21 protein-coding genes and 1 other annotated feature are annotated in these 25,028 nt (G+C 37.4%); of the genes, 14 read left to right on the top strand and 7 right to left on the bottom strand.

Translation table 11 applies throughout. The features are described 5' to 3' along the window. On the top strand, positions 1-368 hold a 368-nt coding region (locus tag ACGLXV_RS19100), incomplete at its 5' end, for a sulfite exporter TauE/SafE family protein (protein WP_391559915.1). A 178-nt stretch (positions 369-546) separates the two neighbouring features. After that, complete coding sequence (locus tag ACGLXV_RS19095) at positions 547-714, top strand: hypothetical protein (RefSeq protein WP_391559914.1); 168 nt, start codon at positions 547-549, stop codon at positions 712-714. A gap of 57 nt (positions 715-771) precedes the next feature. Here ACGLXV_RS19095 and ACGLXV_RS19090 read toward each other — a convergent pair whose 3' ends face one another. From ACGLXV_RS19090 to ACGLXV_RS19065, 6 genes are all read right to left on the bottom strand, one after another. After that, on the bottom strand, positions 772-1,152 hold the full coding sequence (locus ACGLXV_RS19090) for a YidH family protein (protein ID WP_391559913.1): 381 nt from the start codon (positions 1,150-1,152) through the stop codon (positions 772-774). A 100-nt stretch (positions 1,153-1,252) separates the two neighbouring features. Beyond that, on the bottom strand, positions 1,253-1,837 hold the full coding sequence (locus tag ACGLXV_RS19085; protein ID WP_391559912.1) for a peroxiredoxin family protein: 585 nt from the start codon (positions 1,835-1,837) through the stop codon (positions 1,253-1,255). Beyond that, positions 1,834-2,448 carry a hypothetical protein gene (locus ACGLXV_RS19080; RefSeq protein WP_391559911.1) on the bottom strand — a complete coding sequence of 205 codons (615 nt, stop codon included), beginning with the start codon at positions 2,446-2,448 and terminating at the stop codon, positions 1,834-1,836. Before ACGLXV_RS19080 ends, ACGLXV_RS19085 begins: the two co-directional genes overlap by 4 nt. 136 nt (positions 2,449-2,584) lie before the next feature. Further along, positions 2,585-3,643: an ATP-binding protein gene (locus tag ACGLXV_RS19075; protein ID WP_391559910.1), complete on the bottom strand. Its 1,059-nt coding sequence runs from the start codon at positions 3,641-3,643 to the stop codon at positions 2,585-2,587. Next, positions 3,630-4,328 (bottom strand): response regulator transcription factor, encoded by a 699-nt coding sequence (locus tag ACGLXV_RS19070; protein ID WP_391559909.1) that lies wholly within the window; start codon positions 4,326-4,328, stop codon positions 3,630-3,632. The genes ACGLXV_RS19075 and ACGLXV_RS19070 overlap by 14 nt, the downstream gene beginning before the upstream one ends. A 14-nt stretch (positions 4,329-4,342) precedes the next feature. Further along, positions 4,343-5,059 (bottom strand): cytochrome c biogenesis CcdA family protein, encoded by a 717-nt coding sequence (locus ACGLXV_RS19065; RefSeq protein ID WP_391559908.1) that lies wholly within the window; start codon positions 5,057-5,059, stop codon positions 4,343-4,345. A gap of 141 nt (positions 5,060-5,200) precedes the next feature. Here ACGLXV_RS19065 and ACGLXV_RS19060 point away from each other — a divergent pair, with 141 nt between their 5' ends. From ACGLXV_RS19060 to ACGLXV_RS19050, 3 genes are all read left to right on the top strand, one after another. Next, on the top strand, positions 5,201-6,703 hold the full coding sequence (locus ACGLXV_RS19060; protein WP_391559907.1) for a spore germination protein: 1,503 nt from the start codon (positions 5,201-5,203) through the stop codon (positions 6,701-6,703). 42 nt (positions 6,704-6,745) lie between these two features. Then, complete coding sequence (locus ACGLXV_RS19055) at positions 6,746-7,894, top strand: Ger(x)C family spore germination protein (RefSeq protein WP_391559906.1); 1,149 nt, start codon at positions 6,746-6,748, stop codon at positions 7,892-7,894. Positions 7,895-8,120: 226 nt separating this feature from the next. Then, positions 8,121-9,215, top strand: a complete 1,095-nt coding sequence (locus ACGLXV_RS19050; protein WP_391559905.1) for a GerAB/ArcD/ProY family transporter — start codon at positions 8,121-8,123, stop codon at positions 9,213-9,215. On the opposite strand, the gene ACGLXV_RS19045 is transcribed toward ACGLXV_RS19050, so the two are convergent. Then, positions 9,212-10,117 carry a LysR family transcriptional regulator gene (locus ACGLXV_RS19045; RefSeq protein ID WP_391559904.1) on the bottom strand — a complete coding sequence of 302 codons (906 nt, stop codon included), beginning with the start codon at positions 10,115-10,117 and terminating at the stop codon, positions 9,212-9,214. The genes ACGLXV_RS19050 and ACGLXV_RS19045 overlap by 4 nt on opposite strands. A gap of 235 nt (positions 10,118-10,352) precedes the next feature. Here ACGLXV_RS19045 and ACGLXV_RS19040 point away from each other — a divergent pair, with 235 nt between their 5' ends. From ACGLXV_RS19040 to ACGLXV_RS19000, 9 genes are all read left to right on the top strand, one after another. Continuing rightward, entirely contained in the window at positions 10,353-12,182 is a 1,830-nt protein-coding gene (locus ACGLXV_RS19040) for an assimilatory sulfite reductase (NADPH) flavoprotein subunit (RefSeq protein ID WP_391559903.1), read from the top strand. 24 nt (positions 12,183-12,206) lie between these two features. Next, positions 12,207-13,928, top strand: coding sequence for an assimilatory sulfite reductase (NADPH) hemoprotein subunit (gene cysI / locus ACGLXV_RS19035; protein WP_391559902.1), 1,722 nt, complete (start codon positions 12,207-12,209; stop codon positions 13,926-13,928). A 221-nt stretch (positions 13,929-14,149) separates the two neighbouring features. Further along, a complete protein-coding gene (bcaP, locus tag ACGLXV_RS19030) occupies positions 14,150-15,541 on the top strand; it encodes a branched-chain amino acid transporter BcaP (protein WP_391559901.1) in 1,392 nt (463 codons plus the stop codon). A gap of 96 nt (positions 15,542-15,637) precedes the next feature. Beyond that, positions 15,638-15,911 (top strand) — a binding site (T-box leader). Between the two features lie 54 nt (positions 15,912-15,965). Beyond that, complete coding sequence (gene metG / locus ACGLXV_RS19025; RefSeq protein WP_391559900.1) at positions 15,966-17,585, top strand: methionine--tRNA ligase; 1,620 nt, start codon at positions 15,966-15,968, stop codon at positions 17,583-17,585. Between the two features lie 704 nt (positions 17,586-18,289). Then, the gene (locus ACGLXV_RS19020; RefSeq protein WP_391559899.1) at positions 18,290-19,702 is read left to right on the top strand and encodes a PTS mannitol transporter subunit IIBC; all 1,413 of its coding nucleotides are present in this window, start codon (positions 18,290-18,292) and stop codon (positions 19,700-19,702) included. A gap of 142 nt (positions 19,703-19,844) precedes the next feature. Next, on the top strand, positions 19,845-20,855 hold the full coding sequence (locus tag ACGLXV_RS19015; RefSeq protein ID WP_391559898.1) for a DUF1646 family protein: 1,011 nt from the start codon (positions 19,845-19,847) through the stop codon (positions 20,853-20,855). A gap of 337 nt (positions 20,856-21,192) precedes the next feature. Then, a complete protein-coding gene (locus ACGLXV_RS19010) occupies positions 21,193-23,286 on the top strand; it encodes a BglG family transcription antiterminator (protein ID WP_391559897.1) in 2,094 nt (697 codons plus the stop codon). 12 nt (positions 23,287-23,298) lie between these two features. Then, positions 23,299-23,736, top strand: coding sequence for a PTS mannitol transporter subunit IIA (locus ACGLXV_RS19005; protein ID WP_119706328.1), 438 nt, complete (start codon positions 23,299-23,301; stop codon positions 23,734-23,736). A 1-nt stretch (position 23,737) separates the two neighbouring features. Continuing rightward, entirely contained in the window at positions 23,738-24,898 is a 1,161-nt protein-coding gene (locus ACGLXV_RS19000; RefSeq protein WP_391559896.1) for a mannitol-1-phosphate 5-dehydrogenase, read from the top strand. The last annotated feature ends 130 nt before the right edge of the window (positions 24,899-25,028 follow it).

The raw sequence follows: 25,028 nt of genomic DNA, 5'->3' as shown, positions 1-25,028 counted from the left end.
AAGTTACATTCAATAAATGGCTGGCAGCGGTCCTTGCATTTATCGTTGGGATAGGTTCTGGAATTGTCGGAGCTGCTGGTGCTTTTCTTTTAGTACCAATCATGCTTGTTGTATTAAAAATTCCAACTCGTATGACAATTGCATCCTCACTTGCCATCACATTTATCTCCTCTATCGGTGCAACTGTTGGAAAAATTTCAACGGGTCAAGTGGAATTTTGGCCATCTTTAATCATGGTCATAGCTAGTTTAATTGCCTCACCACTAGGGGCGATGGCAGGGAAAAAAGTAAACACAAAGATTCTTCAAGTAGTTCTAGCACTACTCATTTTAGCAACAGCGATAAAGATTTGGATGGATATTTTATAAGATACGATTGGAACTATAAAAATAGTTGATGTTTTTAAATGAATGGAGGTAAGGTTTTATGGTAAAAGTAACGGAAGCTGCCATTGCTGTTATAACCAAAGAGGTTAAAGACATGATGAACGAAGGGAATAAACCTTTTATTCGTTTAACAATGGGAATTGGCTGAGGAGGTCCACAGTTGCGTCTGGCTCTGGAAGAGTCAGCTTTAGAGAATGATGAAATCACTGAACAAGGTGGAATACAGTTTTTAGTGAATGAAAGAGACAAGGTTTACTTTGAAAATGTCAAAATTGATTTTGTTAAATCCCTTTTCGGGGGCGGACAATTTAAGGTACTCCGAGTCTAAGGAAAAGAAAAGGCACCTGTCCCCATTCTTTATTGGAGGACAGGCGCCTTTTCTCATTTAAAGGAGTTCCCAAATAAATAAATAATAAATACCGAAGAATAAAAAAATTAACAAAAGCAGAATGGAAAGACATAAAGTAATAACTCTTGGATAATTGAAAGTTTGATTGTTGATGTCTCGGCCTTTCTTAAAATATCCAATCGTTGAAAGTATGATCGTGACAATCCCTACAAAAATAGAAGCTAATCCAATTGTTTGGGCTAGTATGTCCCCGAGTTGATCTTTTGATATAAACGAAAAATGTAAATTAGTTATTAAAAATCCAACCCCAATAATCGTTATACTCGTTCGTATCCATGCAAGGTATGTACGTTCATTTGCCAGATGCTGCTGTATGTAGTTTGAATCAATCGTTGGCTTATCCTTAAATATCATCATTCTGTACCTTAATGAACATTGAATTATTAACCTCCAGTTAAGAGAAGACCATCAAAAAATGATGGTCTTCTATATGCTTTTATTATATTAGTAAAAGCGTCTATTTTATTCCTTCTGTTAAACTTATCATCATATCTTCGTCCATTGGACCAACAATTTCTTTCGAAATAATTCCGTTTGAATCTATAATATAGCTTGTTGGGATGGTAAAGGCTTGGTATTGCATTCCAATCGTTCCTTCTTCATCAAGTAGTACTGCAAAGCTAAGAGAATAATCTTTAACGAATTTCTCTATATCGCTTTTGCTTTTTTCCATATTTGTTAGGTTGACGGTCAGAACCTCTATACCATTATCTTTGTTGTTTTCATAAAAGTTTTGCATATGTGGCATTTCTGCTTTACAAGGAGGGCACCAAGTAGCCCAAAAATTTAAAATGACTTTTTTGCCTTTGTAATCCGAAAGGTTTGCCGTTTTTCCTTCAAGTGTAGTTAATTCAAAGTCAGGTGCAAGTTTACCCTCCTGTACCTGTGATAGGTCGACACCTGGAATATTTTCACTTGTATTAGCCTCTTCTTCCACAATCTCATTGGTTTGTTGTGTAGTGTATGATTTCCATAAGTTTATGAATACGATCGTGAAGGCCAATAAGATAATAGCGATTGTTAAAAGATATTTTTTTATCAAGTGTTCCTTCCTCCTTGTCTCTTATTTGAAAGCACTAGTACGGTGAGACCCATAATTATTAATGTGAAAGCTTCAATGGTAAATATGGTAGTAAATATACTAAGGATGAGAAGTTCCAATAGTATTATTAAAATAACTATTAATCTCGATATAATCCTATTATTTTTTAATAAGAAAAAAAGCAAGGTGGAATAAATGGTGGATACAAATAGATGTCCAAGGGATTCGACCCAATTTTTTTCTAAGAGATGTATGACTACTTCATAGGTCAAGAAGAAAAGTAGAAGTGTATGAATAGATGTTTCAATAAGTGCATGGTTTCTCTTGCTGATAAAAAAGAAATAAGTAATAAGAAGTAATAATGCTAAAAGATGCCCTTTTGTTCCTCCATTGAAATAAAGAATGGATAGAGGAAGGTCGATAAACATATCTAGATGGAAAACAATATAGCTTAGTTTCCAAATAAGAAAATAGAGAAAAAATCCATTCCAATACCAGTCTCCCACTTTTTCTCTAGAAAAGAATCTATAAATAGCGGAAGCAATAAAAAGGGCAGCGACAACAGCAACCCAAAGGGCAGGAATGGTTATGTTTGCGATTTCTAAATACATCAAACTGTATCACCTAATGGAGGAAGAAACCAAAATCTAGTAAAAGCCATATCAAAACTCCTTTCTATGTAATTATCATTTCAAATTGTTAAGATATGATTAAGATTAAGAACTAGAAAGTGAATTTGTTTAGAATTTATTCGATAGGTAGTTCAATCCAAAAGGTATGATGGAAGCCGTCAGTATCAATCCCGATATTACCGTTATGAGCAGTAATAATACTTTTTGAGATCGTTAGACCAAGGCCAGCACCATTTGATTTTGTACTCCTCGATTGGTCAATTCGATAAAAACGTTCAAAGATCCGATCTTTTTTCTCAGGATCTATGAATTGTCCCGTATGACTGAAGGTAATTAAATATTTTCCGTTATTTATGGCACCTTTTATGCTAAGAGTCATACCGGTATTGTAATCAAAAATGTTTTGAAGGATGTTTGTAAAAACCTGCATTAAACCGTCATAATTTCCTTTAATTTGTTCAGTTTCCAAAGTAATATGGATCTTCATAAAGGTGGCATGAAGTTTTAAATGAAAGGCTGTTACAATTTCGGTTAGTACTTTGTCTATTTCAACGGGGCTAAATTGTTTTTCTAAAAAGACATGTCCGTTATTCCACGAATTCAATTCGGTAATGAGTTCCACGATTCTTGTAATTCTCCGAGACTCTTCTAGTAATGAGCCGAATAACTCGGGCTTACCTTCAATCACCTGGTTTTGAAGAGCTTCAAGATACCCGTTTATGTTTGTTAAAGGGGTTCGAAGTTCATGTGCTATGTCCCGGAGCATTTCCTCGCGTTGTTCTTGGACGGAATAGAGTGTTTCCGACATGGAGTTAAAGTTTTCAATTAGCTCCTTTAACTCACCAGACGAACGGACCTCAATTTTTGTAGGAGGTGCACCTTCTTTTATAAGTTTTGTTGCAGTTGATAAATGCTTGATTGGCTCTATCATTTTTTTTACTGTGAAAAAATGAAACAGACCAGCTACAATGAAAGCAATAATTCCAACAGTCCAAAGAAAACGGTTAAGGGTATCGATAAGTTGCTGTCCGGTGATTTGCTCTGAATTAACCAAATAACATGCAAAATCCTTAACAGAAAATCCAGCAAGAAGAATGACAAGGATTATAACCAAGCTATTTAAGGCAACTAGCTTTGATAAAAGGTTGGAGAAGTTTTTATTAGATAGCGACAAATTTATATCCCATTCCTCTCACGGTTTGAATGTAATCCTTCGGAGTCTTTTCCTTAATTTTCTCCCTTAAATGCTTAATATGGACATCAATTGTTCGGTCAGATACGACTCTTTCATTATTTTGATAGATAAAAGTAAGAATTTGTTCCCTAGATAAAACTTGGTCTGGATGGTTCATAAAGGTATGAAGAAGTTTAAATTCAAATTGAGTAAGTTCTAACTGCTCTCCGTTTATCAAAGCCTGTCCTTTTGCAGGTTTGATAGTAAACCCAGTAAAGCTTAACTTTCCACAGCGGCTTGATGTTCTTCTTAAAACAGCTTCAACTCTTCCCATTAACTCTCCAGGACTGAAAGGTTTAACGACATAGTCATCAGCACCTAGTTTAAAGCCTTGAATACGGCTTTTTTCAGAAGCCTTGGCAGTAAGCATAATGATAGGCATCATGCTCTTTAAATCCTCTCGAATCCATCTGCAAATTTCTTCACCGCTAATCTCGGGGAGCATGAGGTCCAGTATAACGATACAAGGATCTAATTCTTCAATTTTCATTTTTGCATCGGTTCCATTACCTGCTTCACTTACTTCGTATCCTTCTTTAGTTAAATAGATCTTCAGTAGTTCACGAATTTTCGGGTCATCTTCTACGACCAACACGGTTTTTCCAATTAGGCTCTTTGTTGTCAAGGTTTTCTTCCTTTCTAGTATTGAAACAAACTATATGATGAGAGCAGAGCACTTATTTTTTGCATTTGTCCGCTTAAAACAAGAAATCCAAGTAAAACCATAATCATCCCGTTTACTGTTGCTAGTTTGGATAAATATTTGTTGATTTTTTTCATCATTTTTAAAGAATAAGAAATTACTATGGAAATTATAAAAAAAGGAATGGCCATTCCTAAAGAATATACACTTAGTAAGATAATTCCTTGGGAAAGAGTTTCTGATGAACTTGCCAACAATAAGATGGAAGACAAAGCAAGTCCAACGCAAGGAGACCATCCACTCGCAAATGCCATTCCGAGTAAGATTGAACTAAATATTCCTTTGGGTTTCTGGTTAGACTCTACTCTTTTTTCTTTCATTAATGATTTGAATTTTAGCAGTCCTGCCATCTGCAATCCAAAAATAATGATTAGTAAGCCAGCAATCTGCATAATAAAGACCCGATAATTCACTAGTATTTTCCCAACAAAGCTAGCTGAAGCACCAAGTGCAATAAAAATAATACTAAAGCCAATAATGAACCCAAACGAACGAAGGTAAAGATCTGTCCGCTTCACATGAATTTTAGAATCCTTAATCTCTCCTCCTGTTAAGTGGGTAATATATGCTGGCAAAAGAGGGAAAACACAAGGGGAGAAAAAGGATAGAACACCGCCTACTAAAGCAAATAGAACACTAATATCGTTCAACATCAATCACTCCTTTTCACTTTATTATGGTTGGACTTTGTTAAGGTTTAATTAAAAACAAAGGGGATTTTTTAATTACTGTATCAATTTATCTATCTTGGTAAAAATTAAGTGGAGAAAATCACTGATTATGGGGTAATGAGAATGAAAAAAGTCGTTCGACCTAAAAAGCTAGAAGACATCACCCCGAAGGATTCTCCGGTTGTTGAGCAGCAGTTGGAAACCAATGTTGAGGCAATAAAGAAGGAACTAAAAGACTGTAATGATGTCGTATTCCGTTCACTTGTGATTGAAAATCGAAAAGCTACTGTTGTTTATGTAGATGGTTTAATAGATAGAGCCAGTCAAGAGCTTCATGGATTACAACAACTCCTCACATCCATTCCTATAAAGAACCTAACAGTTGAATACCTAGAGCAGCAAATTCTTTCCGTGAATCATGTACTTGAGTCTACGAAGATTGATGAACTAATCAAAAAAGTGTTAGAAGGAAACACAATTCTACTTGTAGATCAGCTAGAAAAGGCATTGGTTCTTGATGTAAAGGGTGGACAAAATAGAGGTGTAGCTGAGCCTGAAACAGAAGCTTCAATTAGAGGGCCAAGGGAAGGTTTCACAGAACAACTGGGTGTAAATACTTCCTTAATTAGAAAAAAGATTCGATCAAAACACCTAAAATTAGTATCAAAAGAAATTGGCGCCGAAACGAAAACGGGAGTAGTTGTTATGTATATGGACAACCTTGCCCCCGAGAACCTAGTAAAGGAAGTTTTTAGCCGATTAGATAAAATCAAAATTGATGGTGTCTTAGAAAGTGGATATATTGAAGAGTTTATAGAAGATAATCCGTGGAGTTTCTTTCCACAAATGCAAAATACGGAAAGACCAGATACAGTCGCAGCCAACTTATTAGAGGGGAGAATTATTATTTTGGTGGATGGAACACCGTTTGCTCTCATTCTCCCTGTAAGTTTTTGGCAGTTTCTTCAAGCGAGTGAAGATTATTATCAGCGATTCCATATATCAATATTTTTACGAATATTGCGTATCACTTTTATCTTTTTAGCTCTTCTTCTTCCTGCCTTTTACGTAGCAGTTACCACGTATCATCAGGAGATGATCCCAACAAATTTATTATTTAGTATAGCGGCCAGCAGGGAAGCGATCCCGTTTCCTGTTTTTATAGAAGCATTAATTATGGAGATTGCATTCGAAGCGTTAAGAGAAGCAGGGGTGCGATTGCCAAAGGTGGTTGGACAGTCCGTAAGTATCCTTGGAGCACTTGTAATCGGGCAAGCAGCTGTAGAGGCAGGGATTGTATCTGCTCCAATGGTTATTATTGTATCCATGACAGGTATTGCTTCTTTTACGATTCCCCGTTTTAATATGGCCATCTCCATTAGACTGCTACGTTTTCCGATGATGGTACTTGGAGGTAGCTTTGGGTTACTAGGAATTGTACTTGGCTCCATCGTCATTTTAACGCATTTATGTAAACTAACATCCTTAGGAATCCCTTATTTTTCCCCTCTTGGGCCACTGAATTGGAGTGAGCTAAAGGATGTATTTATTCGTGCCCCTTGGTGGGCATTAAAAAAGAGACCAACAGAATATGTGAGTGGGGATGTAATTAGACAAAAAAACTAGTGAATAAACCACTTTACTTTTAAACAAAAGGGATAGAATGGGATGAAAAAAATATTTGGACTGATCCTTTCTTTGCTCGTTTTAACCGGCTGTTGGGATAGAAGAGAAGTGAATGATTTAGCTTTTGTTACCATGACCGGTTACGACAAAATAGATGAAAATCAATTCAGGACTTCTGTACAAATCCCTCTACCAGGAGCGATGGGTGGTGCAGGTTCAACTGGTGGAGGAGGAGGAACACAAGGTGGTCCATATTATATTGATTCTGAAATAGGGAGAAATATAAGGGAAAGTAATGACTTACTACAAAGGAGAATGTCCCGTAAAACTAATTTTTCCCACAGAAGAGTCATTATCATTGGAGAGGAGTTAGCTAGAAGCGGTTTTAAAAAAACACTTGATGTGCTATTGGATCAACCACAGTCTAGAATAACTGCCTATGTGCTTTTAACTAAAGGAGAAGCATTACAGATTCTAAATGCGGAACCACATCTAGAAAAATTATCATCTGAAGCACTCCGGGAATTGTCAAAGGAAAACGAAGGGATAAACGTTAAAAATGTATTAAATGATATTTGGAGACCTGGGAAGGACCCAGTAATCCCTGTGGTTTTAAATAATGAAACAGAAAATGGGACATCAAAGGATAAAAAGAAAGAGGCGCAACTAGAAGGTTACGCCATCCTAAAAGAGGATAAGCTCGTTTTTTTTACAAATAGTGAGGAAACCATAGGTGCAAAATTTTTATTAAATAAAAAAAATCATAAAAACTATACTTTCCCTGTTGAGGAAAATGGAGAGGTAAACGTCCACTTTGAAAAAGTGAATAATAAAGTGAGTTATAGACTAATCAATGGAAAGCCAACTTTTACAATAAGCTTTAACATAAGTGCCTCCATTATGCAAAATGAGCCCAACCTTGAATTAAATAATCAAGAAACATACGATCAAGTAACGAATAGTTTAGAATCGTCTATTCAAAAGCAAGTACTGACACTTTTGAATCATTCGAAGTCGGAAGGAATAGATGTTTATGGACTGGGATGGTATTTATTTAGACATGAGAATAGGTTATGGGAAAGGAATTTAAAAGAAAATTGGAGAGAAATATTACCAGATCTAGAGGTCAACGTAAAAGTAAGCTCAAAGATTACGAGGTCAATTAATCCTGGAATTAACATAAAGGAATGATGTGTTTGTTAGGTGCATGTTGTTTTGGAGGAGTACTATTACTTTATATGTCACTAATTTATCGAGGAAATAAGAAATTGGATAAAAAGGAAAGGAAGCGAATTTTGCTCGTTACGATTTTGTCTTTAACTTGTTCCTCTTTCTTCTTTTTTGCTGATACGATCAATTTAATTATAGACTATTGCAATAAATACATAGGATTCGTAACAAAGATGGTGATAAAACTATGAATCAAATTTCCCCATCTCAACTTTCAATAATGATTGCGAACTTTATTTTAGCAGGGTCCCTCATTACACTTGCTCAAGTTATGACACAAGTGTCACATCAATATACATGGCTAGTACCCATTCTAGTTTACATGATTGTAATGGGGCTTATCTTAATCGTTTTTAGGAAGTCTAACAATCAGTCGAAAAACAATAACCTACAAGCAAGATCATTTACTAGTAGAATCTTGAATATTTGTATTGGTCTTTTGCTTGTAGGTATCTATATTAGGGATTTACGGGCATTTATTGATTATCTTAGATCTTATATTTTACCTGAGACACCCATAGAGATTTTATCCATTTTAGTTACACTTGCGTTAATATATGTAGCGGCTTCAGGTTTACAGGCTATCGCTAGAATAACGGTTATACAGTTTATTACGTTAACAGCCATGATTCTATCACTGCCAATATTATTGTTAAATGAAATTGAATTACCAAATTTGGTTCCCATTTTAACAATAGGTACCTTCTCAAATTTAAGTAAATCAACCTTTTTAATGTTTCCTTGGATTGGAGAAATCGTTATTTTCTTTCTAGTTGTCGAAAATATCACATACAAGAAGCACATAAAAAAGGCATTTATAAAAGGGATCAGTCATGGAATTTTGTTATTATTTATTTTAATCTCTTTAAATATATCTGTACTTGGCGCAGGTATCGTTGAAAATGTAACTTATCCTAATATATTGACGATTCAACAAATAAATGTAACGGATTTCCTTGATCGCTTGGACTTAGCCATTGTAATCGTATGGATGCCCTGTCTGTTAAGTAAAATGGCACTTAGTTTATATTGTATTCAAAGAATAACGAATAACTTGAAACTCTTTCAAACCAATCTTCACCTTACCCCTGTCAGCCTACTTTTAGGAATTCTAGTTGTCGTTCTGTTTGAAAATAATATTGCTCATTTAAGATATGCATTTTTATCGTGGACGACGATTGGATTTGCGCTTGAAATGATGATTTTTTCCCTTTTCTTTTTGCATCAGATTAATAAGAAAAGGGAAAAGAAAGCAACGGAGGGAGGAGCGAGCTATACTTAAATCGATTCAGAGCGGTAGGGCCACATCTCTTGGAGGCTCGTAATAAAAAGCTCCACGTTTTTCTTTTTTTTCATAGTAGGAGAGTAGACATAAGACAGCGTTCTAGGAAATTGAAAATCTTTAATGCGGATGATGGCTAACTCTCCATTTTTGACTTCTTTATGGATAACGCTGTTAGATAAAAGTGATAGACCCATGCCTTTACTGATTGTTTCTTTAATTCCTTGATTGCTACTAATAGATAGAAGGGATTTTACCTTTAACCCATTCGAGCGGATCACATGGTTTAAGTATTCCCTAGTACCTGACCCAACCTCCCTTGTCACCCATACTTGGTTTTGAAGATCGGATATGATTATGTCTCTATTCATTAATGCAAGAGGATGTTTAGCGGATGATACAACAAAAAGCTCGTCCTTTAAAAAAGGGTGGACAGAAAGTTCTTTTTCGTTTGTTTGCCCTTCAATTAGACCAATATCCACTTCATGCCTCTTAACGGATTGAACAATTTCCTTAGTATTCCCTATAACCACTTCAAGTTCAAGTGCCTGATGTTCCTTTTGGATGTCATAGAGAAGAGAAGGTAAAATATATTCCCCAATTGTAAAGCTTGCCCCGATTTTCAAGGATCCTCTAACAGATGTTTGCAAGTCGAGGATATCTTGTTTTGTCTGCTCATACATGCTTATTAACTGTTTGGCTCGATCATACAAAATCTCTCCAGAAGGAGTGATTTTTAGTTGTTTTGGAGAACGTATGAATAGTTTCGTTTGAAACTCGGTTTCTAAATTCTTAATATGTAAACTAACACTTGGTTGAGACATGAGAAGGAGTTCGGCTGTTTTTGTGAAGTTTTTTACTTCAACTAATGTTATAAACGTTTTTAATTCATCAAAATACATACGTGCACTCTCTCTTCTATTAGAAATATTAATAATTGCAATCAGTTATATGTATTTTACCAATAGTGATTTTTAAGGTAAAGTAATTATATAAAGTGAAGAAATCTATAGTTAGCGGTTTAAATAATTTAAAACCGACTTAACTTATTGGATTAATTGATATATAATAACACTTATAATATTTTGCGAATTTTGGGGAATTTAGTCTATTTATATTTTTGTGAGGTGGATTTCGTTGCAACTTCAGGTTATGAACAGCCCGTTTAGTCAGGAGCAGGCAGAGCTTCTTAACAAAATACTGCCAACACTAACTGAATCGCAGAAGGTTTGGCTTAGTGGATATTTAGCAGCTATTCAAGCAGCATCAGCAACTACTACTATTTCAGAAGCAGCTTCTGTAGCTCTATCTGTTGAGGCTTCCAAGCCAGTGTCGAAAGAAGTAACCATTCTTTTTGGTTCACAGACTGGAAATGCACAACGACTTGCTACAAAAGCAGGTAAGACGCTTGAAAGCAATGGTTTTCAAGTAACTGTTTCATCGATGAGTGATTTTAAGCCAAATAATCTAAAGAAATTACAAAACCTATTAATAGTAGCAAGTACACATGGTGAGGGGGAACCACCAGATAATGCGTTGTCTTTCCATGAGTACTTACACTCAAAGCGTGCTCCAAAGTTAGAAGAACTCAATTATGCGGTTCTATCGTTAGGGGATAGCTCGTACGAATTCTTCTGTCAAACAGGAAAAGAATTTGATGAGCGCCTTAAGGAACTAGGTGGAAAGCCATTAACTGAAAGAGTAGACTGTGATCTAGATTATGATGAACCAGCTTCTGAATGGATTGAGAGTGTACTTTCGGCTCTAGGACAGGCTGGAAATGCGGCAAGTCAAGCTCAGGCGACTGGTGGGGCAGTACAAGTTGCTTCAGAAGAATCTATTTATTCTAGAACAAATCCTTTCCGTGCTGAAGTATTAGAAAACTTAAATTTAAATGGTCGTGGATCAAATAAAGAAACACGTCATCTTGAGTTATCGCTTGAAGGTTCAGGATTATCATATCAGCCAGGTGACAGCCTAGGAATTTATCCAGAAAACGATCCAGCGCTTGTAGAGCAAATCCTTGCTGAAATGAACTGGAATGCAGATGAAAAAGTGACAGTTAATAAACAAGGAGAAGTAAGAACGCTAAAAGATGCGCTACTTACTAACTTTGAAATTACGGTATTAACTAAGCCGTTAATGGAACAAGCAGCCAAGCTTTCTGTAAATCAGGAATTACAGGAGCTGGTGAAACCAGAAAATGTAGAAAAAGTAAGAGAGTATATTCATGGTCGCGATTTACTTGACTTGCTTCGAGACTTTGGTCCATGGACAGCTTCGTCACAGGAGATTGTCTCTATATTAAGAAAGCTTCCTGCACGTCTATATTCGATTGCAAGCAGTATCTCTGCAAACCCAGATGAAGTTCATTTGACGATTGGTGCGGTTAGATACGATTCACATGGACGTGAAAGAAAAGGTGTATGCTCGATTCTAACAGCTGAGCGCCTACAATCAGGGGATACGCTACCAATCTTTATTCAACATAATCCAAACTTTAAGCTTCCTGAAAACCCTGAAACTCCTATTATCATGGTAGGACCAGGAACAGGGGTAGCGCCATTCCGCTCATTTATGCAAGAGCGTGAGGAAGCGGGTACAGAGGGCAAGTCATGGATGTTCTTCGGTGATCAGCACTTTGTAACGGATTTCTTATATCAAACCGAATGGCAAAAGTGGTTGAAAGATGGCGTCCTAACAAAGATGGATGTTGCTTTCTCAAGAGACACGAATGAAAAGGTATATGTACAGCACCGTATGCTCGAGCAAAGTAAAGAAGTATTTGCATGGCTTCAAGAGGGAGCGGTCGTATATATTTGTGGTGATGAGAAACATATGGCACATGACGTGCATCAAACATTAATTACTATTATTGAACAAGAAGGCAACATGGGTCGTGAAGATGCAGAAGGCTATTTAGCTACAATGCAAAAAGAAAAGCGATACCAGCGTGACGTATACTGAGTTTGAGTGAAAGGAGTTTTAAGCATGGTGGAAGTGAAAGAAATGTTAAAAGCGCCTGAAGGCCCTCCTAGTGATGTAGAGGGGATAAAAGATCGAAGTGATTACTTACGTGGAACGCTAAAAGAAGTAATGCTTGATCGAATCAGTGCAGGTATTCCAGAGGATGACAACCGATTAATGAAGCATCATGGAAGCTATTTACAGGATGACCGTGATGTGCGTGCAGAACGACAAAAGCAAAAGCTTGAACCAGCTTATCAGTTCATGCTTCGTGTTCGATTACCAGGCGGAGTGGCGACACCTGAGCAGTGGTTAGTGATGGATGACCTTTCTGAAAAATATGGTAATGGTACATTAAAATTAACCACTCGCCAAACGTTCCAAATTCATGGAATTCTTAAGTGGAATATGAAAAGTACCATTCAGGGCATTAATCAATCTCTAATGGATACAATTGCTGCATGTGGAGATGTAAACAGAAATGTAATGAGTACTTCTAATCCACATCAGTCAGAAATTCATGCAGAGGTATACGAGTGGGGCAAGAAATTAAGTGATGATTTACTTCCTCGTACAAGAGCCTATCATGAAATTTGGCTTGATGAAGAAAGAGTGGCAGGAACGCCTGATGTAGAGGTTGAGCCTATGTATGGACCACTCTACTTGCCTCGTAAATTTAAAATTGGTATGGCTATTCCTCCTGAAAACGATGTGGATGTATTTTCACAGGATCTAGGGTATATTGCCATCGTGGAAGAAGGAAAGCTGGTTGGATTTAACGTGGCAATCGGTGGCGGAATGGGAATGTCTCACGGTGATAAGACGACTTACCCGCAGCTTGCAAAAGTCATCGGCTTCTGTAAGCCAGAGCAAGTATACGATGTGGCTGAGAAGGTTATTACCATCCAACGTGACTATGGAAATCGTTCCGTACGTAAGAATGCGCGTTTTAAGTACACGGTAGATCGTTTAGGATTAGAAAATGTGAAGCATGAGCTAGAAAACCGACTTGGCTGGAAGCTTGAAGAAGCAAAGCCTTACTCATTTGATCATAATGGTGATCGATATGGTTGGGTAAAAGGCCTAAAAGGAAATTGGCATTTTACACTATTTGTGCAAGGTGGACGTATAGCCGACTTTGATGGATATCCATTGAAAACAGGCTTACGTGAAATCGCAAAGGTTCATACTGGAGATTTCCGTTTAACTGCCAATCAAAACCTAATCATTGGTAGCGTGTCTGCTCAGAAAAAGAAAAAAATTACTGAGTTACTTGAAAAATACAGTTTAACAGATGGAAAACATCACTCAGCGATACGACGTAGTTCAATCGCATGTGTGGCTTTACCAACATGTGGGCTTGCCATGGCGGAAGCTGAGAGATATCTGCCAACCCTTATTGATAAGATTGAAGAAATCGTTGAGGAAAATGGGCTAAGAGATAAAGAAATTACGATTCGTATGACTGGCTGTCCAAATGGTTGTGCAAGACACGCCCTAGGGGAAATCGGGTTCATTGGTAAGGCTCCTGGAAAATACAATATGTATTTAGGTGCTGCATTTGATGGAAGCCGTTTAAGCAAGATGTATCGTGAAAATATTGGAGAAGAAGAAATCCTTCGAGAGCTTGGTTCCATTCTTCCTCGATATGCAAAGGAACGTAATGAAGGGGAACATTTTGGAGACTTTGTGATTCGTGCCGGCATTATTGAAGCAACAACAGATGGAACGAATTTTCACGCATAATTTTTAAAAAGACCTTTATTCTATCTAGATTAGATAGAATAAGGGTCTTTTTTGTTTTTTAAACATAGAGCAATTTTTACTGGGCAAAATAGAATTAGAAATTTTTTGAATCTGTTATATTACCATAATTTTTAATTTACAATTAACAAACAATTATGTAAAATGGCTAAGGTGTATTCGTTATTTTTCGACAATTATTTCAATTTCTATAGGAGGATATAATGGATTTATTTCGTAAGAAACAAGTAGGGAAATCAGTGTCTGAAAATTCCCTCAAAAGAGTATTGGGAGCATTTGACCTAACTCTACTCGGTGTTGGAGCAATTATCGGAACAGGAGTTTTCGTTTTAACTGGAGTGGCAGCAGCTGAATATGCAGGACCTGCACTTATCTTATCCTTTATTATTGCTGGACTAGCTTGTGCATTTGCAGCATTATGTTACTCAGAATTTGCTTCAATGATCCCTCAATCAGGTAGTGCATATACATATGGATATGTTGCGTTTGGAGAACTCCTTGCATGGGTACTTGGTTGGGATTTAGTTTTGGAATATGGGTTGGCTTCTTCTGCGGTTGCAAGTGGTTGGTCAGGCTATTTTCAAAGTTTACTGGCAGGATTCGGATGGCATTTACCTACTTTTCTAACAAGTGCATTTGATCCGTCAAAAGGTACATTTGTAGATTTGCCGGCTGTTATTATTGTTTTGTTAGTGACCCTTTTATTAACAAGAGGCGTGAAAGAATCAGCTAAATTTAATGCCATCATGGTTGTGATTAAAGTTGCTGTTGTTCTCTTATTTATTGCTATTGGGGTATGGTATGTGGAACCAACAAATTGGCAACCGTTTATGCCATTTGGAGCTTCAGGAGTCGTAGCGGGTGCAGCTGTTGTTGTATTTGCATATTTTGGATTTGATGCCGTTTCAACAGCAGCTGAAGAGGTAAAGAATCCTCAAAGGAATCTCCCAATTGGAATTATTTCTGCTCTTGCTGTTTGTACCATCTTATACATTGCTGTTTCCTTAATCTTAACTGGGATTGTACCGTTCAACCTATTAAACGTAAAGGATCCAGTAGCCTTTGCCCTACGATTTATCCAACAAGACTGGGCCGCAGGATTTATCTCGCTTGGAGCAATCGTAGGTATTACAACCGTACTAATTGTAATGATGTTTGGACAAACACGTTTATTTTATGCGATTAGCCGAGATGGATTGTTACCGAAAAAATTATCAACGGTTCACCCGAAATCTCAAGTACCTATTACAAGCACATGGGTAACAGGGGGATTAGTGGCCATTTTTGCAGGATTTATTCCTTTAAATAAACTTGCAGAGCTAACTAGTATTGGAACATTATTTGCCTTTGCAACGGTATCTCTAGGAGTTGCCGTACTTCGCAAAACACAGCCAGATTTACATCGTCCGTTCAAGACACCTCTTGTTCCTGTTATTCCGATCCTGGCCGTTGTTTTTTGTGTGTATTTAATGCTGCAGTTATCAGCATTTACTTGGAAGGGATTTTTGGTCTGGTTAGTAATCGGTTTAGGCATATATATTGGTTATGGATATAGAAATAGTAAATTAAACAACCCTGAACCATCAAAATCATAAAAGAAAAAGTCGGTTTTGGATTGAACCGACTTTTTTAGTTTCATGAATATAAAAATTGGTATATTGTTACATTTGCTGTTTTTGTTTATAATGTTTTAAAAGGCGTGGAAGAGGAAAAGTAAAATGTTGTTATCCTTTGCAGAGAGCTCCGGTTGCTGAAAAGGAGTAAGGATACGCATTTGAACAATGGCCTCGGAGCTGCGAACTGAACCTGTCATTGACAGAAGTAGGAGTTGTCGGGAGTTGACGTCCGTTATCAACGTCACAGTATAAGAGTAGAGTATTTTGCTACTCCGTACTTGCTGAGGCTAACAGTGTGAGCTGTTGGTGAATTAAGGTGGTACCACGGGAGTAAAGTCCTGTCCTTATCTTTATTAAGATACGGACAGGGCTTTTTTTTTATTTTTTAAAGGAGGAATCTTTAATGAATGTATTTATTGGGGGTGCCTGGCCATATGCAAATGGTTCCCTGCATATTGGTCATATAGCAAGCTTATTGCCAGGTGATATTCTAGCAAGGTACTACCGTTTAAAAGGGGAAGATGTGTTATATGTGTCTGGAAGTGATTGTAATGGGACACCTATTGCGATTCGTGCATTGCAGGATGGTGTGGAGGTAATTGAGATAGCCAACCGTTATCACCAAGAGTTTTCCGAGTGCTTTACAAAACTTGGATTCTCTTATGATTGTTATACACGTACAGATTCCGCTCACCATGCTAGTGTGGTGCAGGACTTATTTTTAAAGCTTGATAATAATGGTCTACTTTATACAAAAGAAATAGAACAAGTCTATTGCAATACTTGTGATCAGTTTCTCCCTGACCGTTATGTAGAAGGAATTTGCCCGACTTGTGGGGAACATGCCCGTGGTGATCAATGTGATTATTGTTCCACAATATTAGATCCAGTCGAGCTCCATAATAAGATTTGTAAAATATGTAGTTCATCACCTGTTATTAAGAAAACGGAGCATTATTACTTAGCATTAAGTAAGCTTCAACGCCAAATAGAGGATCTAAAAGAGGATAGGATAGGGGTATGGCGTGAAAACGCATTACAATTAACCGAAAGGTACTTAAAGGAAGGACTGAAAGATCGTCCGGCGACTCGTGACCTGCCCATTGGTGTGTCTGTTCCAATAAAAGGATTTGAGCATAAAAAAATTTATGTGTGGATTGAAGCTGTATCCGGATATTACTCAGCTAGTAAGCAATGGGCTTCTAATAATGGGAGAGATATAGAAGGCTACTGGAAGGAATCTACCCGAAGCTATTATGTTCACGGGAAAGACAACATCCCTTTCCACTCCATCATTTGGCCTGCAATCCAAATGGGGGCAGGCTTGGAGGCATATCCGAAGTATATCGTCTCAAATGAGTACGTAACATTAGAAAAAAAGAAGATCTCTACAAGCAAAAATTGGGCAATTTGGATCCCGGATATATTGGAAAGGTATCATCCTGATTCCATACGATACTTTCTAACCATTAATGCTCCAGAAAACCGTGACACAGATTTCTCCTGGCGAGAGTTTATCTACAGTCATAACAGCGAACTGCTAGGAGCGTATGGGAATTTTGTGAACCGGACTTTAAAGTTCATTCAAAACCAATTATCAGGAGGGGTTCCTCAATCAGCTATTGATACAAGTATTCAAAACCGTGTTGAATTACTCTATCATCAGGTAGGGGAAGCGATTGAAGCAACAAGAATAAAGCAAGCGTTAGAAGAGATTTTTGAGTGCATAAGATACGCAAATAAGTATTTCGATGAACAACAACCATGGAGAGCGGAAGAAGAAAAGCGGGATGCTACTATTGCCACATGTGTATTTCTTATAGTGAATTTCGCCCAATTACTACATCCCTTTCTCCCTCATTCTAGTGAAGAAGTTCGAAAAATGCTCCATCAATCTAAATTCTCCTGGAAGGTGATTACTAACCTGCCGTTGTCGGTTGAGAATGTTCATCCACTATTTGAACGAATTGATATTAGGGCGATCGCAGAAGAAGGGGATAGACTTCGCGCGCAGATTAAATGAATATTGAATGTGAGCCATCTATTAATGCGTAGTTCAGTTTTTGTGGAGAACTAACAAATATAATACTAATTTGCAGACCGAATCGCATATGGTTTGGTCTTTTTTAATTCCCTTTTAATCAAAGGGTTATCTTAGCATAGAAAATAACTCGTCCTGTCCGAAAAAGCCCCGTATTCGGACAACCAAAGAGGAAAACGTGCTCGCTCGGTCCGAATAACCCCCGAATTCGGACAACCAAAGAGAAAAACCGGCTGGCCCTGTCTGAATGAGCCTCGTATTCGGACAACCAAAGAGAAAAACGCGCTCGCTCGGTCCGAATAACCCCCGAATTCGGACAACCAAAGAGAAAACGCGCTCGCTCGGTCCGAATAACCCCCGAATTCGGACAACCAAAGAGAAAAATGCGCTCGCTCGGTCCGAATAAACCTCGTATTCGGCCAACCAAAGAGAAAAATGCGCTCGTTCGGTCCGAATCAGCCTCTATTCGGACAGACAAAGAGTCCCTCGCGCTGGCCCCGTCTAAATAAGCCTCGTATGCGCTCCCACTAGGAGAAACAATCAATATTATTGACAATTCAATTATGACAACATGGTTCATGACAAAATGCATTTTAGTTTAAATTGAATAGGTGTTGAAAACGCTTTATCATAAAATTAGAAACAAGGACAAAAGAATTATATTTCTGAAAGGGGAATTATACTATATGTCTAATCAAGTAGCGCAAAAGTCGGATGTTCGTGTGAAAATCCAACGCTTTGGTAGTCATTTAAGTGGCATGATTATGCCGAATATTGGTGCATTTATCGCATGGGGGATCATTACTGCTTTATTCATTCCCACAGGCTGGTATCCAAATGAGGATTTTGCTAAGTTAGTTGGACCGATGATTACGTATCTTCTTCCATTATTAATCGGTTACACTGGTGGTAAGATCGTATATGATACTCGTGGAGGAGTAGTTGGTGCCACAGCAACAATGGGTGTGATCGTTGGAGCAGAGATTCCAATGTTCCTAGGTGCCATGATTATGGGTCCACTTGGAGGATATCTAATCAAGAAGCTGGATGCAGTGATCGTTCCAAAGATCAGACAAGGTTTTGAAATGTTGGTAAACAACTTTACAGCTGGTATTTTAGGTGGAGCATTAACTTTAATCGCATTTAAAGTAATCGGTCCAGTGGTAGAAGGTTTAAACAAAGTGTTAGCTTCAGGAGTAGAAGCCATCGTTGATGCAGGACTTCTTCCGTTAGCAAATATTCTTATTGAACCTGCTAAGGTATTATTCTTAAACAATGCAATCAATCACGGGATTTTAAGCCCACTTGGTGTAGAGCAAGCAGCAGACGCTGGAAAATCGATTATGTTCCTATTAGAATCAAACCCTGGTCCTGGACTTGGTATTCTCTTAGCCATTATGTTATTCGGTAAAGGTTCAGCAAAAAGAACAGCTCCAGGTGCAGTGATTATTCACTTCTTAGGGGGAATCCATGAGATTTACTTCCCATACATCCTAATGAAGCCTATGTTAATCCTTGCTGCAATCGCAGGAGGCGTGAGTGGAGTATTCACATTATCCATTTTTAATGCAGGTCTTGTAGCTCCTCCATCACCAGGAAGTATCTTTGCATTAATGGCAATGACTCCAAAGGGTGGTCACTTAGGAGTACTACTAGGTGTAATTGTTGCAGCAGCTGTATCATTCGCAGTAGCATCATTTATTCTTAAGGTTAGCAAAAACAACGAAGAAGAAGATTTAGAAGCAGCTACAGAAAAAATGCAAGAAATGAAAGGGAAGAAGAGTTCAGTAGCAGAAGCATTAGAAAGCAAAGTGGACTATAAAAAGGTAAATAAAATTATCTTTGCTTGTGATGCTGGAATGGGTTCTAGTGCAATGGGAGCTTCCATTTTACGAAACAAAGTAAAAAAAGCAGAAGTAGAAGGGGTAGAGGTAGCAAATACATCTATTAATAATCTTCCAGCGGATGCTGACATCGTTGTAACGCATAAAGATTTAACGGACCGTGCCAAAGCTAAGCTTCCCAATGCCCATCATGTGTCAGTAGAAAACTTCTTAAATAGCCCTAAGTACGATGAAATCGTAAATAACTTAAAATAATGAACGAAAATGAACACCTCTAAATCATTCAATGGTTTAGAGGTGTTTTATGTTTGAACTAAAAGGCAAGTTTGTCCCAGACAGAGCATATATATATAAATCCTTATTTAAGGAAATATGCTATTGGAGATGAAGTGGAATAATGGTTTTGTGGTTGATAATCATCTTTTTGTTAGTATTACTTTTACCCTTAAGAGTAAGAGTTGTAGAGAACAATATTGAATTATTTATTTTTATTATGGGTGCGATTACTGCGATTACTAGTGGAAGTTGGAGCAGAGATTTATTTTTAAAAGCTGCGAGTAATCCAATTGGGATTACGATTGCTGTATTAATTGCATCATTGCTTTTAAAGTGGTTTCACCGCAGGGTCGACAGATTCATCAATCGGTTATTACGTGCGATATCCTTTAGATGGTGCGTAGCAATAACCGTGATTACCTTAGGTTTAGTATCAAGTATTATAACTGCGATTATTGCTTCTCTCCTCTTGGTCGCGATTGTGACTTCTATGAGGTTAGATACAAAATCAACCGTACGTTATGTGGTCCTTTCCTGTTTTAGTATTGGACTAGGCGCAAGTTTAACACCTGTAGGTGAACCTGTTGCTACTATAGCAATCAACAAATTAGGAGAGGATTTCTTCTATCTTATTAATTTATTAGGACCCATCATTATTCCTTTAATCATTTTATTGGGTATATTGGCTGCTATATTAGTCAGAAAGCCAAAGTATTTACACGAATTCAGAGAGGCACATATAAACAATGAAACGTATGAAGAGGTTTTGTATAGAGGAATCAAAATATACTTGTTTGTTATGGGCTTAACATTACTAGGATCTGGATTTAAAACCGTGATTGATCTCTATATCATTCATCTAAACACACCAGTGCTGTACTGGATTAATACGGTTTCTGCTGTTTTAGATAATGCTACTCTCGCAGCTGCTGAAATGAGTCCTCAGATGGGAGAACAAAAAGTAAGAGCAGTTCTATTAGGATTACTGATTAGCGGAGGGATGTTAATTCCAGGAAATATTCCTAATATCATAGCTGCAAATAAACTGGGAATCTCAAGTAAGGAATGGGCTCATTTTGGAGTGCCTGTAGGATTAGTCATAATGGTTATTATTTTTGTTTTTTTGTTATAAAATGAAGAGGGGTCTAGAATAAATCTAGGCTCCTTTTTTTATGTAGATAAGTATAAGTTTTTGGACCTTGAGCGGTGTCTAGCTCCTCGGGGTCATAAGCCAAAGCCCTACAGAAGAGGTCAGGACCTCTTTCTTTCGGTCTTCGTCTTATGCCTGTCGGAGCTTACCAAGGCGCTTGCGCTTTTCTTGTGTATTTATTTAATTTTGTCAACAAATACTATGACGAATGTGTATTTATAAACGGTTGTTAACCGTTATTTGCAAGAGTATCATTAAATATGTAAATATCTATATTTTAAAATTGTCAGTAAGTTGGACTCTTTAGGAGTTGATGGTCTTGTATATTACAGCGAGAGAAAGAAAGATTCTCGAGGTGATACTTCTTAGTGAAGAGGAAACGACCGTGAGTAGTATTGCCAAAATACTTAATGTGAGTTCTAGGACGGTACATCGTGACTTAAAAGGAGTAGAAGAAATACTAAAGTCCTACGATTTGTCACTTTCAAAGCAATCTGGGGTAGGAATTCTCGTCAAAGGGAGTAGTGAAAACAAAGAGAAGCTAAAATTATTCCTATTTAGTGCTTCTCATAACGAGTACACTCCTGATGAACGACAAACAATTATTCTCTCAAGCCTACTAGAGAGCTTAGAACCGGTAAAATTGGTTGTCTTAGCAAGTGACCTAAATGTCACGATTGCTACAGTAAGTAATGACCTAAACAAAATTGAAGAAAAAATTGAACCGTTCGGTCTATCTCTTATTCGAAAAAGAGGATATGGAGTAGAACTTTCTGGGTTAGAAACAGCTAAGAGAAAAGTCATGAGCAGTCTGATTTTAGATCACCTGGATGAGTTTGAATTTATTTCTTTTATCAGGGAGAATATCCAAAAACGTTCTGCTATGGATATGGACACTGCAACTGATCGACTACTTGGATTGGTGGATAAAAAGAAGCTTATTATCATTGAAAGTATCATTGATGACGTGAAAAAAGAACTGCCTTACCCAATTGCTGATAGTGCTTATATCGGTTTGGTTGTCCATCTAGCTTTGGCCACAGAAAGGATTCAACAAGGTGTAGAGATAACGTTAGATGACAGATTCCCTGATCAGCTTTTGGCAACAAAAGAGTATAAGATTGCTGAAAAAATTGTATCAGGATTAGAAAATGCCTTTCAGATATCTGTTTCTCAAGGCGAAGCAAGTTATATAACGATGCATCTTTTAGGAGCAAAGCTAAGGAATGAACAAGGAGATATTTTCGAAGAAACGGCTGTTCAAGTCGGATATACCGCTCAAAAGCTTATCCAGTATGTTGGGAACAGAATGGGATATCATTTTGAAAATAATATTGATCTTTACCAAGGTCTAATTGCTCACTTGCGTCCTGCCATCTATCGAATGAAGCAGCATATGAAGATTAGCAATCCATTGCTTGAGCGGATTATGGAAGATTACCACGAATTATTTAGCATTATTGATGATGGGGTTGAAATTGTTTTTCCAGACTTTATCGTTCCAAAAGAAGAGATAGGATTTCTTGTCATGCATTTTGCTTCTGCCATGCTAAAGGGAGAAGAAAATAAGCAAATGAATGGCCTGGTGGTATGTTCGAGTGGAATAGGAACATCAAAGATTCTTGCGACAAAAATTCAAAAAGAACTACCTTGGTTAAAAACAAAAAATGTTTCACTATTTGATTTTGAACAGATTAATCCTGAGGAGTATTCGATTATCATTTCAACAGTCCCTTTAAAGAATTATCAAGGTCAGTATGTTCTTGTAAGCCCTATCCTTTCTCAGGCTGAAATTGAAAGAATAAAGCAGTCGGTTCGAGTCGATCTTCCGGATCAGCCGAAAAATGATATAAACTCTGGCCTAAAAAATGATGTGGGGAAAGATTTTTTTGCGAGAATTCAAAGAAACAATCGTTTTACATCAGCAGCAATTGACATACTTTCTGGTTATTTTATTCAAAAACTGGGAGGAGATTGTTCGATTGAATCAGCCTTATTGGGCGCATGTGAAACACTTGAAAAGCAAGGTGTCATTAACGATGTAGAAAGAGTTGTTCATCACTTAGCGGAAAGAGAAGCATTAGGTGGACTTGGAATACCTGAAACCACTCTCTCGCTTTACCATACCAGAAGTACTGAGGTGACTAAACCCTCTTTCACTATGTATGAACTTGAAAAACCCGTCAAAGTGAGTGCAATGGATGGGACAGAGATTTCTAATAAACGAATTCTCCTGATGCTATCACCACAAGAAGCAAGCGAGGAGGCACTTGAGATACTAAGTCAAATCAGTGCTTCGATTATCCGAAATGAGGACTCGATACACTTGTTTGAGAATGGAGAAAAGGATGCCCTTTTTGATTATCTATGCAACGAGATAAGAGACATTTTTGAAACAAAAAATATTCACTAAGGAGTGGACAATATGTCAGTACAAATTTTAACAGCAGAAAATATCCAATTAAATGTAGCTTTATCAACAAAGGAGGAAGCGATAAGAAAGACAGGACAAATTCTTGTTGATAAAGGGTATGTAGAAGCGTCGTATATCGAGAAAATGCTTGCTAGAGAAGAGTTAACCTCCACATATATGGGGAATTTTGTGGCTATTCCACATGGTACAGAAGACGCAAAGGATATGGTTAAGCATTCAGGTATCTCAATCATTCAAGCTCCAGAGGGAGTTGATTTTGGCGGAGGGAATATAGTAAAGGTTCTCATTGGAATTGCAGGAAAAAATAATGAACACTTAGATATTTTATCAAACATCGCCATCGTTTGTTCGGAAGAAGAAAATATCGAGAAACTTGTTCAAGCTAAAACAGAAGAAGAAATTTTAAGTTTATTTGCTGAGGTGAACTAATATGTTTGCTCTACATTTTGGTGCGGGGAATATTGGTCGTGGTTTTATAGGTTTGTTATTACAACAATCAGGCTATGAGGTTTGTTTTGCTGATGTGAATGCAGAAATAGTGGACTTACTTAATGAGCGTAAAGAATACAAAGTGGTATTAGCAAATAAGGAACAATCAGAGACAACGGTGACAAATATATCTGCTATTAACAGTGCCATAAATGGTGAATTAGTTGAAGAGGCAATTGTTCAGGCAGATCTAATTACCACTGCAGTGGGACCGAATATTTTAGCCATTATTGCACCGATGATTGCTAAAGGTTTGAAAAAAAGAGCAGCTATTTCAAACAAGCCTTTAAATATAATCGCGTGTGAAAATATGATTGGCGGAAGTGCTTTTCTCAAGGAGAAGGTATACGAACATTTGACTGAGGAAGAAAGAAATAGCTTTGATTCCCTATACGGATTCCCGAACTCTGCGGTTGACAGAATTGTTCCGAACCAATCGAATGACGACAAGCTCTTGGTTAAAGTAGAACCTTTCTTCGAATGGGTCATTGAGCAAACTGCATGGGTAGGAGAAAAGCCTTCTATTGAGGGAGCCACCCTTGTGGATGATTTGGCACCATTTATAGAGAGAAAGTTGTTTACAGTCAATACAGGACACGCAGCTATTGCTTATATAGGTTCCGTATACGGATTTCATCCAATAGCAGAAGCGATACAAAATGATCAAGTTAACCAGATTGTTTCAGGAGCATTGCAAGAGTCAGGAAGAGTACTTGTGAAAAAGTATGGATTTTCAAATGAACATCATCAAGCATACATTCAGAAAATTATTGGTCGATTCAAAAATGAATACATTATTGATGATGTGAAAAGAGTGGGGAGATCACCACTTCGAAAGCTAGGCATTCACGACCGATTATTTGCACCAGCTTTAGAATATTTCAACGAGTTTCAGAAAGCGCCAGTTAATCTATGTAAAGTAGTTGCTGCTGCGTTATTATTTACATCAAATGATGACCAAGAAGCGCTTGATCTTCAAAAGAGTTTGAAGAACGATGGAGTTCTTGCGGTATTAACGAGGTTAACAAATTTAGACCCAAATCATTCTATTATCCAAACGGTTGTTGAGGAATATAAGCATTTCCAAAATCAGTTATCATAATTAGTTCATAAAAGTGAAAAGCTATAATAGATATTCCTCCGAATATCAGCACGTATCCTGACCAATGAGGTGATTAGAGATGAGTTTTAGAGATCATTTGGATCAACATTCTCAACTTTTTTGTCACACG

The organism is Robertmurraya sp. (assembly GCF_036676585.1).
GTDB lineage: Bacteria > Bacillota > Bacilli > Bacillales > Cytobacillaceae > Robertmurraya_A.
The sequence above is the reverse complement of the archived record's forward strand: the minus strand, read 5'-3'. Positions and strand labels throughout refer to the sequence as shown.

Bases quoted from the DNA above. Each gene is read 5' to 3' on its own strand.
- ACGLXV_RS19090 (WP_391559913.1), bottom strand. From the start codon at position 1,152: ATGATGATATTTAAGGATAAGCCAACGATTGATTCAAACTACATACAG.
- ACGLXV_RS19080 (WP_391559911.1), bottom strand. From the start codon at position 2,448: ATGTATTTAGAAATCGCAAACATAACCATTCCTGCCCTTTGGGTTGCT.
- ACGLXV_RS19065 (WP_391559908.1), bottom strand. From the start codon at position 5,059: ATGTTGAACGATATTAGTGTTCTATTTGCTTTAGTAGGCGGTGTTCTA.
- ACGLXV_RS19060 (WP_391559907.1), top strand. From the start codon at position 5,201: ATGAAAAAAGTCGTTCGACCTAAAAAGCTAGAAGACATCACCCCGAAG.
- ACGLXV_RS19055 (WP_391559906.1), top strand. From the start codon at position 6,746: ATGAAAAAAATATTTGGACTGATCCTTTCTTTGCTCGTTTTAACCGGC.
- ACGLXV_RS19050 (WP_391559905.1), top strand. From the start codon at position 8,121: ATGAATCAAATTTCCCCATCTCAACTTTCAATAATGATTGCGAACTTT.
- ACGLXV_RS19045 (WP_391559904.1), bottom strand. From the start codon at position 10,117: ATGTATTTTGATGAATTAAAAACGTTTATAACATTAGTTGAAGTAAAA.
- cysI (WP_391559902.1), top strand. From the start codon at position 12,207: ATGGTGGAAGTGAAAGAAATGTTAAAAGCGCCTGAAGGCCCTCCTAGT.
- bcaP (WP_391559901.1), top strand. From the start codon at position 14,150: ATGGATTTATTTCGTAAGAAACAAGTAGGGAAATCAGTGTCTGAAAAT.
- metG (WP_391559900.1), top strand. From the start codon at position 15,966: ATGAATGTATTTATTGGGGGTGCCTGGCCATATGCAAATGGTTCCCTG.
- ACGLXV_RS19020 (WP_391559899.1), top strand. From the start codon at position 18,290: ATGTCTAATCAAGTAGCGCAAAAGTCGGATGTTCGTGTGAAAATCCAA.
- ACGLXV_RS19015 (WP_391559898.1), top strand. From the start codon at position 19,845: ATGGTTTTGTGGTTGATAATCATCTTTTTGTTAGTATTACTTTTACCC.
- ACGLXV_RS19005 (WP_119706328.1), top strand. From the start codon at position 23,299: ATGTCAGTACAAATTTTAACAGCAGAAAATATCCAATTAAATGTAGCT.
- ACGLXV_RS19000 (WP_391559896.1), top strand. From the start codon at position 23,738: ATGTTTGCTCTACATTTTGGTGCGGGGAATATTGGTCGTGGTTTTATA.